General features: G+C 45.5%; 12 protein-coding genes. 4 read left to right on the forward strand and 8 right to left on the reverse strand.

Annotation, left to right across the window (positions count from 1 at the left end; all coding sequences use genetic code 11):
• Positions 1 to 47: 47 nt before the first annotated feature.
• Positions 48 to 1,880 carry an excinuclease ABC subunit UvrC gene (uvrC, locus tag BC343_RS16940; protein ID WP_078349000.1) on the forward strand — a complete coding sequence of 611 codons (1,833 nt, stop codon included), beginning with the start codon at positions 48 to 50 and terminating at the stop codon, positions 1,878 to 1,880.
• Between the two features lie 114 nt (positions 1,881 to 1,994).
• Here uvrC and porN read toward each other — a convergent pair whose 3' ends face one another.
• From porN to BC343_RS16980, 8 genes are all read right to left on the reverse strand, one after another.
• Entirely contained in the window at positions 1,995 to 2,987 is a 993-nt protein-coding gene (gene porN, locus BC343_RS16945) for a type IX secretion system ring subunit PorN/GldN (protein WP_078349001.1), read from the reverse strand.
• Positions 2,988 to 2,999: 12 nt separating this feature from the next.
• The gene (porM, locus tag BC343_RS16950; protein WP_078349002.1) at positions 3,000 to 4,532 is read right to left on the reverse strand and encodes a type IX secretion system motor protein PorM/GldM; all 1,533 of its coding nucleotides are present in this window, start codon (positions 4,530 to 4,532) and stop codon (positions 3,000 to 3,002) included.
• Positions 4,533 to 4,572: 40 nt separating this feature from the next.
• Positions 4,573 to 5,376: a type IX secretion system motor protein PorL/GldL gene (porL, locus tag BC343_RS16955; protein ID WP_078349003.1), complete on the reverse strand. Its 804-nt coding sequence runs from the start codon at positions 5,374 to 5,376 to the stop codon at positions 4,573 to 4,575.
• 41 nt (positions 5,377 to 5,417) lie between these two features.
• Complete coding sequence (gene porK, locus BC343_RS16960; protein WP_078349004.1) at positions 5,418 to 6,737, reverse strand: T9SS ring complex lipoprotein PorK/GldK; 1,320 nt, start codon at positions 6,735 to 6,737, stop codon at positions 5,418 to 5,420.
• A gap of 257 nt (positions 6,738 to 6,994) precedes the next feature.
• Positions 6,995 to 7,759 carry a uroporphyrinogen-III synthase gene (locus BC343_RS16965; RefSeq protein ID WP_078349005.1) on the reverse strand — a complete coding sequence of 255 codons (765 nt, stop codon included), beginning with the start codon at positions 7,757 to 7,759 and terminating at the stop codon, positions 6,995 to 6,997.
• Positions 7,760 to 7,774: 15 nt separating this feature from the next.
• The gene (locus BC343_RS16970; RefSeq protein WP_078349006.1) at positions 7,775 to 8,776 is read right to left on the reverse strand and encodes a DUF4271 domain-containing protein; all 1,002 of its coding nucleotides are present in this window, start codon (positions 8,774 to 8,776) and stop codon (positions 7,775 to 7,777) included.
• 90 nt (positions 8,777 to 8,866) lie between these two features.
• Complete coding sequence (locus BC343_RS16975; RefSeq protein WP_078349007.1) at positions 8,867 to 9,313, reverse strand: DUF1569 domain-containing protein; 447 nt, start codon at positions 9,311 to 9,313, stop codon at positions 8,867 to 8,869.
• Positions 9,314 to 9,657: 344 nt separating this feature from the next.
• The gene (locus BC343_RS16980; RefSeq protein ID WP_143822241.1) at positions 9,658 to 10,185 is read right to left on the reverse strand and encodes a hypothetical protein; all 528 of its coding nucleotides are present in this window, start codon (positions 10,183 to 10,185) and stop codon (positions 9,658 to 9,660) included.
• 122 nt (positions 10,186 to 10,307) lie between these two features.
• On the opposite strand from BC343_RS16980, the gene hemW reads away from it, so the two are divergent.
• The 3 genes from hemW to BC343_RS16995 all read left to right on the forward strand — a co-directional run bounded on the left by hemW (position 10,308) and on the right by BC343_RS16995 (position 13,315).
• The gene (gene hemW, locus BC343_RS16985; protein ID WP_078349009.1) at positions 10,308 to 11,432 is read left to right on the forward strand and encodes a radical SAM family heme chaperone HemW; all 1,125 of its coding nucleotides are present in this window, start codon (positions 10,308 to 10,310) and stop codon (positions 11,430 to 11,432) included.
• Between the two features lie 125 nt (positions 11,433 to 11,557).
• On the forward strand, positions 11,558 to 12,106 hold the full coding sequence (locus BC343_RS16990) for a fasciclin domain-containing protein (RefSeq protein ID WP_078349010.1): 549 nt from the start codon (positions 11,558 to 11,560) through the stop codon (positions 12,104 to 12,106).
• A gap of 330 nt (positions 12,107 to 12,436) precedes the next feature.
• Complete coding sequence (locus BC343_RS16995; RefSeq protein WP_078349011.1) at positions 12,437 to 13,315, forward strand: cupin-like domain-containing protein; 879 nt, start codon at positions 12,437 to 12,439, stop codon at positions 13,313 to 13,315.
• Positions 13,316 to 13,376 lie beyond the last annotated feature (61 nt).

Here is a 13,376-nt window from a genome sequence, read left to right on the forward strand (position 1 = left end):
TAATAATATTGACGAAAGAGTTCCCCCTTCAGGGGGTTAGGGGGCAGATGGACAAATTTGACTACCGCGAAGCATTAAAGAACATCCCGCACAAACCGGGGGTGTACCAGTATTGGGATGTTGCGGACGAACTGATATATATTGGCAAAGCCAAAGACCTGCGTAACCGCGTAGGTTCGTACTTTAATAAGGATACCCAGCTGAATGGTAAAACCCGCGTGCTGGTATCCAAGATCCGCAAAATTACTTTCACCATTGTTGATACCGAGGTGGATGCCTGGCTGCTGGAGAACAGTATGATCAAGAAGCATCAGCCACGCTACAATGTGCTGCTTAAGGATGATAAAACCTACCCCTGGATCATCATCAAGAACGAGAACTACCCACGTATTTTCTGGACGCGCCGCATCATCCGCGATGGGTCCAAATACCTTGGTCCCTATGCTTCTGTAAGCATGATGCATACCATTTTGGGTTTGATAAAAGAGACTTACCCCCTGCGCACTTGCAACCTTGCACTAACGCGGGAGAACATTGAGAAAGGTAAGTTTAAAGTATGCCTCGAATACCAGTTGGGCAACTGCAAAGGCCCCTGCCAGGATTACCAATCGGAAGCGGATTATAACAATAGCATAGCCGAAATAACAGACATACTGAACGGCAAAATTGGTGCGGTAGTACGCAACCTAAAGGGCGACTTGGAGAAAGCCGTAAGCGAGCTTAATTTTGAGCATGCGCACCGGTTGAAACGCAAATCGGACTTGCTGGAGAATTACCAGAGTAAATCTACCGTGGTAAATTCTTCTATTACCGATGTGGATGTTTTCAGCATAGCCTCCGAAGAGAAATACGCCTTTGTAAACTACCTGAAGGTGATGAACGGCACCATCACCCAAACCCAAACCATCGAGCTGAAAAAACGCCTTGATGAAACCGATGAGGAACTGCTCACGCTCGCCATCACCGAGTTCAGGATGCGGTACGAAAGCCATTCTAAAGAGATCATCGTACCGTTTGAGATAGATTTGGAAGATGCCAAAATAAAGTTCACGGTACCTAAACTGGGCGAGAAGCGCAAACTGCTTGACCTTTCGCAGAAGAATGTGCAGTTCTTTAAAAAGGAAAAAATAGACCAGTACGAAAAACTTAACCCTGATGTACGTACCGACAGGTTGATGGACCTGATGAAGAAGGACCTTCGTTTGAACCAGCAGCCCCGCCACATCGAGTGTTTTGATAACTCTAACTTCCAGGGTAAGTACCCCGTTTCGGCTATTGTGGTATTTAAAGATGGTAAGCCTTCTAAGAAAGATTACCGCTTTTTTAACGTGAAAACCGTTGTTGGCCCCGACGACTTTGCAACAATGGAGGAGGCAGTACACCGCCGGTACCGCCGCATGCTGGATGAAGGCACCGAACTGCCACAACTTATCATCATTGATGGTGGCAAGGGTCAGCTGTCATCTGCCATGAAGAGCTTAAAGCTGCTTGGGATAGATACAAAAGTAACCGTTATAGGTATTGCCAAACGCCTGGAAGAACTCTACTACCCCGGCGACCAATACCCCATGTATCTGGATAAGCGTTCGGAAACGCTTAAGATCATCCAGCAACTGCGCGATGAGGCACACCGTTTTGGTATTACCGCCCACCGCAAAAAGCGCGATAAAGGTACGCTGGCCACCGAATTGGAACTGATAGAGGGTGTAGGCAAAACCACTGCCGAAAAGCTTTTAAAGTACTTCAAATCGGTAAAGAAGATACGCGAAGCCACCGAAGAAATGCTGTTGGAGGTCGTTAACTTGAAACAGGCAAAAGCAATATCACAATACTTTAACCCGGCTGTAAGCAGCACTACAGGTTTGCAAAGCCCGGAGTAATTGCCACAAGCTATCTCATAAACAAAACGCCCTTGCAAGTTCATCTTACAAGGGCGTTTAATATTTTAAAAGATACTTAACTAACCTCTAATCAGCTAACATCTTATCTCTAACTTAGTAACTCCAAAGGTTAAGCTCCCAATCCATCAGGTTCTTTTTGATCCTTTCGGCTTCGTAAAGCTTATCAATACCTTGTGCGTAATCGCGGATACGTTCGTCTTTATCGTTAGACTGTTTTACAATGTAGCTGCTGAAGATACGTTTCATGAATATATCATCGAAACTTAAACCGGTAGCGTCGTTATTGCGGCTAACAGCTTCTTTAACGGCCAACACAGGCCTTGCCTCAGGGAAGTAGATCCAAAAAGCGGGTTGGTATTCAGAGTTAGTAACACCCGATGCTTTCACTTGGATAAGCGGAGCAATACCTATAATACGCGGCTCGAAAATAGAGCGTTGTTTATCAAATACCCAATCTTCCTTTAAACGGAATTTGATCAAACTATCAGGAGCAAATTCACCGGCAACAACTTTAGAACCAGTTTTCTCACCGGTTTTAGAGTCGAACTGGTCTACCACGCTGCTATCTGCGAGTTTGCCACGAGCCTGGCCAGCAGTTAACGGTTTTGAAAAACCATCGCCATTCGGGTCATCTTTAGACGGAGTTGGGTCGTAAGCGGTTAGTTCGCCGTTATCAATAGCGGTAAGCAAAACATCTATCAAACGCTGTTTAGGCGAAGAAAGAAACTGGTTCATTTTCTCGCGGGTATCAATCTCCCTCCAAATGCGTTTTGCAAAGGCCACGTCAGATTCGCGCAGGTGAGCATAAGGTGTTACCCTTGCGCTCAGGATATTACTTTTTTTGTAATAACCATCCAGCGGGCGGTCAAATGGTTTTGCAGGCACAGCAGAAACCTTCCTGGTAGTATCTAATACCGAAGGCTGCTGGCCGGCACCACCGTTTGCATTCTTGATCTGCGTTCTGGGCGCGGCTTTCTTAGCTGCAGTTTTGGCAGGGGCTTTTTTAGCAGTTGACTTCTTTCTTGTTTGCGCGAATGATACGCTGCAAAGCAGGCAAAGCGCAATAGCTAATAATCTTGTCTTCATGGTCTAATCTCTTTAATTAGCTGTTAGTACTATGGCATCAAGGCCACGCTGTGTACCATCAGGGCCTACAGCAATAATATCTTGTATAACAACGGTAGTACCGGGTACAACACCTGCTAAACCGGCTTTCATAGCACTGCTCAATTCAGCACCGCTGGTAGAAAACCTCAAGGCATCCTGGCGTGGTTTAATAATTATCATCGAGAAGCGGGTTACGTTAAAAGTAGCGTCGAATTCGAAATTCTCTAACCTTGCAAATACTTTATCCTGTCCCCTTAAGTTAGCTGCACTGGTGCTACCGCTGCTTTTACCTGCAAACTGAGGTTTTGGATCGGGAATGCGTTTTACACGGAACTCGGTAGAACCCAATACCTGGCTTTTGCCCGGTGCTAACTCCCCCGATACCGATACAGTAGCATTACCAGCATTGTTAACAGTAGCAGTATATTTACCACCCGAGCCGCTTACTGAGCCGCCCGATATACTTACATGCAATTTCTCTTTTGGTATACCCGGCGCTGAAACCGAAATAGGGTTTGGAACACCAATGTATAGTACGTTCATCTTATCAGGCGATACTACTGCCGATGGGCGAGCAACCTGATAAGTTTGAGGAGCAGTTGAGTACTCCTTCATTGTACCGTCGGTTTGTTTTACATTGATCTTACCAACCCAGGTAAACACACCTTCAGAACCGGTATTCACGCTGTATTTACCGCGGCCATCAGCAACAGCAAGGCTTGAGCCGTTTACAGTAATTGAAGGGCTTGATTTTGAATCTGAAGCGGTTAAGAACACTTCGGCAGTGTAAGGCTGGCCGGCAATAATATAGCTTGATGGAGCTACAGCAACCGCGCTGAATTTATCAAGGTTAACAACCGCCTGGTCAACTTCACCTAATATCTTTTTAACAACTTCGTTCTCGGCATTTTTGGTATCAGCTTTTATTTTAGCCAATGTGGTTAAAGCTGCACCCAAAGGTATGCCATCGCCAAAATAACCCTGTTGCCATGTTTTTTGGCCATCGCGTCCTTTTGGCGGATCGTTAGCCACTAACGACAGATTAACGCCGGTGCGTTCTTTGTCAGTAAGCAGGCTCAATAACTTTTCGCGTGTAGCATCTATCTTCGCACGTAGTTGATCGGCATTTTTATCGGTGATCATCACACGAGGCGAAATGTCCAGGTTATCGCGGGCGTCAACGTCGTCAATCTCGGGGTTAATGCCACCGCCTTCCTTTATCAATAGGTCGGTCAACTGGTCGATGTATGCGCTCAACTCGTTAGCAGCAGCGCTGGCTTGCTTTGCCTTTTCGTAAACCGGTTTTGCACGCTCCGGTTGTTCTTTCAATTTAGTTTTTTCGAACGCATCGTAGGTATTCTCTATACCGGTAGTTACGTTCTTACTCGAGGTATTTAAACTATTCGTAATATTTTTGAATGCATCCAGTAAGCTATCCGGTACGTTCAGGGCTATAAGCCCTAAAAGCACCAGGTATAGTATACCTATCATTCGCTGTCTTGGGGTTTCTTTACCTCCGGCCATCTATATAATATTATATGTGGTGCTGCAAATATCTGTTTAATTAACCGCGTGGTTGGTTCATGGCGCTAAGCATGTTACCATACACCGAGTTCAACGAAGCAAGGTTTTTAGCCAAACGGCCAACTTCATCCTTAAACTGGCGCGAATCTTCAAGCGACTCGTTAAAGTTGCTCATGGTAGACGACAGGTTTTTATAGAAGTTGTTCATCGCTTTCAGGTGTGCGCTCGAATCCTGTAACTCCAGTTCGTAAACACCGTTCAGGTCGGCAAGGTTACGGGCCAATTTAGTTACCTGGTCGTGGTAAGCTTTCGAATCGAGGTTGGTTGCTGCCATTTCGTTTAAGTTAGCCGAAGCTTTTTCGAATGCAACGCTTAAACCATCGTAGCTTGCAGTAGCTGCTTTTATTTTGTTAGTGAAAGCAACAGTAGCTTCGCCGGCATCGGTAACACGGGTAATAGCGTGTACACGGTCGCCAAAGCTCCTCAGGCCATCGCCAAGGCTGCTGATCAGTTCCGGGCCAATTTTTGCATCAGCCATCATTTTATCCAATGCGGCAGTGTTAGAAAAACCACTGTTAACGGCTACCGGTTTTGCTGATGATTTTGGCAATTCGCCTGCATAATCTTCATTCAATTCCGGGTAAACGCGCACCCAATCCACTTCTTTCTCTTCCCTCTGCAAACCCAGTATCAGGAATAGGATAGCCTCAGTACCCAAACCTGCTGTAATAAATTCAGATGCAAATTTCCAGTGCTGAATTTTGAACAACAGGCCAATGATAACTACTGTAGCTCCAATTGATATGATATTACCTATACCGAAAGGTTTTTTCTTACCAGCCATACGTTTTAATAAATAGTGATTTTATAGTTTGTTTTGTTTGTTTAGCGTTTGTCCTGTATATCGCGGCCCAAGAAGTGGGTTACGTTACGGAAACCGATGTACGATTTTGCAGTGTCCTGGTACTCGTAGCTACGGGTAGAGTTTTGCAAGAAATAGCCAATATCTTTCCATGAACCACCGCGAACTACTTTTCTTTTAAGCACTTCGGGGTCGTTTGCTTTGGCTTCGTAATTAAATGTTGGAGAAAGGTCGTGTACAAATGTTGTTGCCGATTCATCGTAGGCAGACATGGTCCACTCGGCCACGTTGCCGGCCATGTTGTACAAACCAAAATCGTTAGGGAAATAAGAGCGCACGTTAACGGTGTAAGCGCCGCCATCATCAGTATAGTTACCACGGCCGGGTTTAAAGTTGGCCATTAAGCAACCTTTTGCGTTTTTAATATAAGGGCCGCCCCATGGGTAGTCGGTACCTATCCTGCCGCCGCGTGCTGCGTATTCAAACTCAGCTTCGTTAGGCAATTCGTAAGGCAGGTTGGCATCAAGGCCGCGTGCATGTTTTGCGCCTTCGCTAAGGCGGGTACGCCATGCAGTAAATGCGCGGGCCTGGCGCCAGGTAACACCCACAACAGGGTAGTTACGGTAAGCAGGGTGCGAAAAGTAGCCTTCAACCATAGGCTCGTTAGCAGCGTATGAAAAATCGCTCAGCCAAACCAGTGTGTCAGGATAAATTGGAACGGTATCGCGCAGGATGAAATCCGAACGCTTTTTAGTTTTATCGTTACGGTAGTTAGAAGCATCGCGTAAGATCATCATCGCAAAGTTGTATTTCAACATGCGGGTATCGATCTCGTTACGGTCGAATACGCGGTCATCGCCCTGGTAAAACATACCCTGCAATTTTTGTGCGTTAGCATTGGCGTTTTTGCCACGGGTGCTAAATACAGGGTTGCTACGTACGTAGTTCCAGTTGATATATTTTTTGCCGTTAGGATTGGCAGGAGCACCTTTTTTAGGTTGCAGATAATACTTTTGATCGTTAAGGTAGTTGCTGATAGCTATCGAATCGCGTACCCAAAGCACAAATTGCTTGTATTTGGTGTTAGACATTTCGGTTTCGTCCATAAAGAATGGCGATACGGTTACTTGCTTGGTTTGCGATATCTGGGCAAAGGTTACATCCTGGTCGGTTTGCCCCATCAGGAAGGTACCGCCTTTAATATACACCATGTTTAGAGGGGCTGTGGCCCTGAAAGGGCGCTGGCGCACACCCACTACTTCGCCGTTACCGGCGCCGCCCGAGCTGCAACCCGCTAAAACAGAACTCGCTAAAACTACTATCAGAAAGTAAAATTGCTTCATTTTTGTATCAAAAATCAATTAACACGTTATCAATTTATCAAGCATAACGCACCCCCGAATATATCAAATATACTTCACTCCCGCGCAAAAATGTTTAAAAAACCAAATTAAACGCTGTCTTAGTTAAAAGTTTGCAATTATTCGGCCGATAATTAAACATTCGTTAACTCGTTAAGAATGAAGTGTTATCTACTCGTTTTTTACGTTATACGTTAATACCACAAAAATGTTGCAGAAGCACTACTGTAAAATACAAATTATTTGTTTACTTGTTTTACGTATTGCTCTATGGCCATCGTCATAGATGGGGCCCCGGGGGTGGGCGCAGGAATATCTAATATTAAGCCTGCCTGCTGTACGGCCTTGTGGGTTGTAGCCCCAAATGCTGCAATGCGGGTGTTATTTTGCTTAAAATCAGGAAAGTTTTGATATAACGACTGGATGCTCGACGGGCTAAAGAATGCAATAACATCATAAAACACATCGGCCAGGTCGCTTAGGTCGCTGCACACGGTGCGGAACAATACGGCAGGCGTAAAGTTGTAACCGTTATCCAACAAAAACTTTTGGGTTTCTTCGGCAGCTACGTCCGAACATGGGTAAAGGAATTTTTCGCCCGAATGTTTCTTCAATACTTCAGCCAAATCTGCAGCGGTTTGTTTACCGAAGAAGATCTTACGCTTGCGGTACTGGATATACTTTTGCAGATAAAGGGCAATAGTTTCTGACAGGCAGAAGTATTTCATTTCTACAGGCACCTCAAAACGCATCTCTTCGCAAATGCGGAAAAAATGGTCGGCAGAGTTACGGCTGGTGAAAATAACGGCAGTAAAATCTGCCAGGTTTATTTTCTCCTTGCGGAAATCTTTTGCGGGTACACCTTCAACGTGAATGAACGACCGGAAGTCGATTTTCAAATTGAGCTTCTTAGCCAGTTCAGCGTAAGGATTTTTATCATTTTCAGGTTTTGGCAATGTAACTAAAATGCTTTTAACCTTTTTCTTTCTGTCTTCCAATGCTATACGTTATAAAACCAACTATTTAAAACCTATATTAAGTGCCTTTACCAATATTAATATCGGGCAAATTTCGAGGGCACAAAGATAGATAAATAAATAAAATTTATGAAATTGAAAATTCGAAATTATGCCTACGCTGCTGCGCAGGTACTGCCACACAAAAATAATTACGGTTAGTAACAGCGTTATTGCCAGCAGGTAAGGGAAAAATTTATCGGCAATGAGGCTAAAGCACAATGCCACGGGCAACAGCACAAAGGTGACGTTGAAATAAGTGAGCGAAAGTGTGTTGATATAATCGCCCACCAGCTTATTAATATCAAACACAAAGCCCAGAAACTTAAGCACTAAAAACTTACCGGCAAACAGCGATATAATAACTAACGACAATGTGGCAAATAACTGTATGCCACTAATAGGGTAATAAACTTTATAGTAACCGGTAGTAAGTAAGTATAGAAATATACCGAGGGTGAACCCGAATAACACGAACAAACCCACAAAGGTCCAGAAGTTTATGGGGCTATCTTCTTTACCGGCCTGGGCTGCAGTACGCCGTTGGTAAAAAGCAATAAATACGTTGCTCATATCCTTACTCGAATAAATATTGAGCACAGGTATAAACAACAATAAAGCTACTATAATGGCTATAACCCAATAATCGCGGTGGGGGCGTACGTGCCCGTAGCCTTTTATACTGGGGCGGCTTTTGGCGGTGGCGGCAAGGCCCAAAAAATGGTCGCCTTTATAAGCGCCGGCCTTTAAAACACTATCAACAAACAAATTGGTGCTGCTGCTGTCAGGAGGGTGCAAGTACATCATTGACAGCGAATCGGACACGAACTTTTCTTCGAGGGCAATGGCCCGGGCTACCGAATCGAGCACGGTCATGGGTTGCGGGGGCCTGATGTAGCGCCTTGGGGTATCAACAGGCGTAAAGGTACCCGTACTATCTTGCTGGGCAAAAGCGCTGGCGCAGGTGGCCAAAACAAAAAGCACACTATATAAAAACCGCAGCATTAAATATCTATCAATATTAGGCGCTGCAAAGGTACTTCATTTATTGGGGCTTATGCAAAGGTTATGTTAAATGTTAAGCAAAAGGCTCAATTATGCGTTAAATTGGCGTAAATGATGGTCGATATGCTTGTAGGCCAACCGGCAAATCTGCTCATTCGTCATTTTACCGAAGAAGGGGTGGATAAAACCATCGATAGGGTTTGCAGCGTTGTACTCCATTAATTCTATCCAGCGGGTCTTCTCAGCCGCAAGGTCGCCCGACTCATCGGTAATAATAGTTTCCGGTGCCGAGGGTGAGTTACGCCTGATTGGGGCATCGTCTTTCATAACGGCTTTCAATATCATTGGGCCTATTATCCGCCCTATAAAAATGCGTTTAGCAGGCAAGGTACCATTGGTTAACTCCTCCCACTGCCTACAATGCCTTGCCATTTGGTAAACATTCATTTTACCCCATTCGGCGCGCGAACCTTCGTTCAGGGTTTTAATGCGGGCAATAAGCGAATCACGGGTGGCTTTATCGAGCGTTGTTTGCATGGCTATAATTGTTTAAAACAAATTTAGGTGCTTGGCAGCAAATATGTATTGACAATAACGGCATTTTAGCGGGGCGGATGCGACAAGAAATTACGATCAGCTTTGTTAATCTGCGCCTATGTACGCATCGTTCACTTTTCGGGCAAAGGCAGATACAGACATCCCCTTAGGCGGTTGTATAACGTAAAGCTTATTACCGCTTCCAAGGCTATACTCTTTGCCTTGAACAAAGATGAGCGGGCGCGAATGCTCAATAGCAATTAGGTTGTTCCCTTCGAAAAAGAGGCCTATACGATACCCGGGCGATGCGTCTAAAACAGTGCTTTCGTATATGCAATATTGTTTTAGTGCCGGTAGGGTTTATTAATGAGGTCCATTTTCTCGTATCTTTGTTTCATTAAAAACGGCTTCAACATGTCAAAATGAAGCTTGCCTGCTTTGTTTTTCAAGACTGTTTCCAAAGCATTTTCGGGAATTGAACCTGTTTTGATATTGGCTTTAGTAACATACCCAAATATCTCCATGTCGTATTCCTCAGGCCCATTCACCCCGCCATAGGTACCGGCAACCGACGAACTAACGGGGATGTCCACAAGTGCTATACCAATAAACTTATTATCAGCGGTATAAAGCTTTGCCACCTTCTTCATGGTGCCTTCGTATTGCTGTTTTGTAATTTTCACGGTGAACGAAATCTTATACCGCCCGTTTTCTAAAAGCCCGCATTCTACTTCCATCCCTTCTTTCAAGGCAACAAATACCGGGCCGCCCGGCTTAAAAGAAAAATTTGCAGTTCCGTTAATGATCTCGGCACGCGCAGACGCGAATAACATACATAGCGCGGCACACAGTAAAAATTGAAGTTTCTTCATTGATGATAAAGGTTTGAGGCTGCCAATTTAGGCAATCCGGCTGACAACAACACGGCCTAAACATCAAACAATTCGTGTTGTTGGCATGCTAAGTTTTACCTTTGCATTTTTAATTCATCTCCATGGCCGGCATCTATCTCCACATCCCCTTCTGCAAACAAGCCTGCCATTATTGCGATTTTTATTTCAGCACTTCGCTGAAGTATAAAGACGAGATGCTGCAGGCGCTGTTAAAGGAAATTGCTTTACAGAAAGATTACCTGGCCGGCGAAACCATCGAAACCATTTACTTTGGCGGTGGTACACCATCGGTACTGGAGCCGCAGGAGATTAACCGCTTGATAGATGCTATTACGCAGGTGCACCCGGTAGCCACCGGTGCCGAAGTTACGTTGGAGGCCAATCCCGACGACCTGGGTGCTGATAAACTGAAAGGGTTGCGAAACACCCCGGTCAACCGTTTCAGCATAGGGCTGCAATCTTTTTTTGATGAGGACCTGCAATGGATGAACCGCGTACACCGCGGCGCCGAGGCCGAAGCATCGGTAATGCGCGCACAGGATGCGGGCTTCGAAAACATTACTGTTGATTTGATATATGGCTACCCCCTACTGAGCGATACCAAGTGGAAACACAACCTCAACAAAGTTTTCGAACTGGATGTGCCGCATATATCAGCCTACAGCATGACGGTGGAACCCCAAACTGCCCTCGCCTCGTTCATCAGCAAAAAAAAGCAGCCACCCATGAACGAGCAGCAAAGCGCCGAACATTTTATGATGATGACGGATGCCATGCAGGCCAAAGGCTTCGAACAGTACGAGATATCCAACTTCTGCAAGCCGGGGCATTACTCGCGGCACAACTCTAACTATTGGCGAGGCGTAAAATACCTTGGCCTTGGCCCATCGGCACATTCTTTCAATGGCGAAACACGGCAATGGAACGTAGCCAACAATGCCAAATACATGGCATCGGTGCTGGAGAAAAGCAGCGTCCCCGCGGAGATAGAAACCCTCACCGAAGCAAACCGCCTCAACGAATACATCATGACATCGCTCCGCACCATGTGGGGCCTCGACCTTGATAAACTGGATGCCATTGCCAAAGGCGCTCCTGCCGAAGTACTAAAAGCAGCCCGCCCTTACCTGGAAGAAGGAAAGCTGGTACGAAACGATAATACCATTACTCTTACCCAACAAGGGAAGCTATATGCCGATGCTGTTGCAGCAGAACTTTTCTTTTAAATTACAGCTAAAAACCTAATAGTTAGACGTAGCGTTTTGTGCTTGTTTTACGTATACATAACTATATGGCTATCAAAACCATCGGCACACTTTTAGCGTTTATATAGTATAAGCCCCATCTACCTATGAAAAACTTATTTACCGGGGTGTTTGCAATGGCTGTTATGGCCATTCCACCCTCTGCCGTTGCGCAAACCCAAACTATGGGCGGCGCAACTATGTATACCACAAAAAACATTGTGGCCAATGCAGGCAAATCAAAAGAGCATACCACGTTTGCCCATGCTATAAAAGCAGCGGGTCTGGGTTCTACGCTGCAATCGGCCGGCCCTTTCACCGTATTTGCCCCTACCGACGAAGCCTTTGATAAACTCCCTGCCGGCACTATGGATATGCTGGTAAAACCCGAAAATAAAGCCCCCCTCACTAAACTACTAACCTACCATGTAGTTGGCGGTATTTTAACTGCCGACGGCCTGCTCGCTAAAATAAAAGCCGGCAACGGCAAAGCCGAACTGGCAACCGTAAGCGGCGGCAACCTTATTGCCACAGCCGATGGGAAACGCATTTACCTGCTGGATGAGCGGGGTAACAAAGCCCGCATTACCCTTGCGGATATTGCCCAAAGCAATGGGGTTATCCATGTGGTGGATATGGTGCTGGTGCCAAATTAGATTGCTGGTGAGTTGTGAGTAGAGAATAGTTTTCCTTTATTTCTCATTTAACCACAAAGGCCGCAAAGTTTTCGCAAAGTGGCGCAAAGGCTCATGTTGCGTTTTATTTTAAGCAAGCTAATGATAGCGGTCCAATCTTTAATGCTGTAACTTTTTTCTCATTAGTCAGTTTGCAAAGCTCTGTGCTCTTTGCGCTAACCATCGCGCTAATACTTTGCGGCCTTTGCGGTAAAATAGCCACACACGCAACAGTCATGATAACTTCAAAAAAGCAAATGAACATTAACCGCCCGTGTATTTAATTTAACTTTGAAGTTATTTACCGGTAACATGAGCATTTCTCTCTCCCCTATAGATAGAGTTGAGCATATAAGCAAAGAGGACTTTATCAATAAATACTTAAAGCCGCGCAAGCCGCTTGTCATCAGCAAGGCCACCGAAACCTGGCCCGCCCTGCAAAAGTGGACCTTCGAATACTTAAAAGAAACCGTTGGCGATATTGTTGTGCCCCTGTACGATAGCAGCAAAGCCGACCCGTCAAAACCCATCAATGCATCGGCTGCCGAAATGAAGTTTGGCGACTACATTGACCTGATACAAACTCAGCCTACCGACCTGCGCATATTTCTATTCGACCCGATAAAGCATGCACCGAAACTGCTGGACGATTACCGCTCGCCCACTGATCTGATGGGTGGCTTTTTGGATAAATACCCCAACATGTTCTTCGGCGGCAAAGGCTCGGTTACTTTTTTACATTACGATATCGACCTGGCGCATATTTTCCATACGCATTTTAACGGGCGCAAGCACGTTATCCTGTTCGACCAGAAATGGAGCGAACGCCTCTACTGCATCCCCTTTGCAACCTACGCTTTGGAGGATTACGATATTGAAAACCCTGACTTTAAAAAATTCCCGGCTTTAGACGGCATAGAAGGGCAGGAAGCCATACTGGAACACGGCGACACGCTGTTTATGCCTACCGGTTACTGGCATTGGATGAAGTACCTTGACGGCTCGTTCTCTATCTCGCTACGCGCCTGGGATAGCAGCTGGGCCATAAAAGCAAAAAGCCTTTACAACCTCACCATACAGCGCAAGTTTGATGACGTGATGAAAAAGAACTTTAAAGGGCGCTATATGGATTGGAAAGAGGGCCTTGCTATAAAACGCGCCAACAAAGCACTGGCCGCCGGCAAGCCATAGTAGCTTAATCTATTTTTAACACAGGCGTAACGCGTTTTGCGGTTTTTATTGTGTTATTTTG

The organism is Mucilaginibacter pedocola, from assembly GCF_002013915.1.
GTDB classification, from domain to species: Bacteria; Bacteroidota; Bacteroidia; order Sphingobacteriales; family Sphingobacteriaceae; genus Mucilaginibacter; species Mucilaginibacter pedocola.

Excerpts from the sequence above, each read along its gene's own strand:
- uvrC (WP_078349000.1), top strand. The coding sequence starts at position 48 with ATGGACAAATTTGACTACCGCGAAGCATTAAAGAACATCCCGCACAAA.
- porN (WP_078349001.1), bottom strand. The coding sequence starts at position 2,987 with ATGAAGACAAGATTATTAGCTATTGCGCTTTGCCTGCTTTGCAGCGTA.
- porM (WP_078349002.1), bottom strand. The coding sequence starts at position 4,532 with ATGGCCGGAGGTAAAGAAACCCCAAGACAGCGAATGATAGGTATACTA.
- porL (WP_078349003.1), bottom strand. The coding sequence starts at position 5,376 with ATGGCTGGTAAGAAAAAACCTTTCGGTATAGGTAATATCATATCAATT.
- porK (WP_078349004.1), bottom strand. The coding sequence starts at position 6,737 with ATGAAGCAATTTTACTTTCTGATAGTAGTTTTAGCGAGTTCTGTTTTA.
- BC343_RS16970 (WP_078349006.1), bottom strand. The coding sequence starts at position 8,776 with ATGCTGCGGTTTTTATATAGTGTGCTTTTTGTTTTGGCCACCTGCGCC.
- BC343_RS16975 (WP_078349007.1), bottom strand. The coding sequence starts at position 9,313 with ATGCAAACAACGCTCGATAAAGCCACCCGTGATTCGCTTATTGCCCGC.
- BC343_RS16980 (WP_143822241.1), bottom strand. The coding sequence starts at position 10,185 with ATGAAGAAACTTCAATTTTTACTGTGTGCCGCGCTATGTATGTTATTC.
- hemW (WP_078349009.1), top strand. The coding sequence starts at position 10,308 with ATGGCCGGCATCTATCTCCACATCCCCTTCTGCAAACAAGCCTGCCAT.
- BC343_RS16990 (WP_078349010.1), top strand. The coding sequence starts at position 11,558 with ATGAAAAACTTATTTACCGGGGTGTTTGCAATGGCTGTTATGGCCATT.
- BC343_RS16995 (WP_078349011.1), top strand. The coding sequence starts at position 12,437 with ATGAGCATTTCTCTCTCCCCTATAGATAGAGTTGAGCATATAAGCAAA.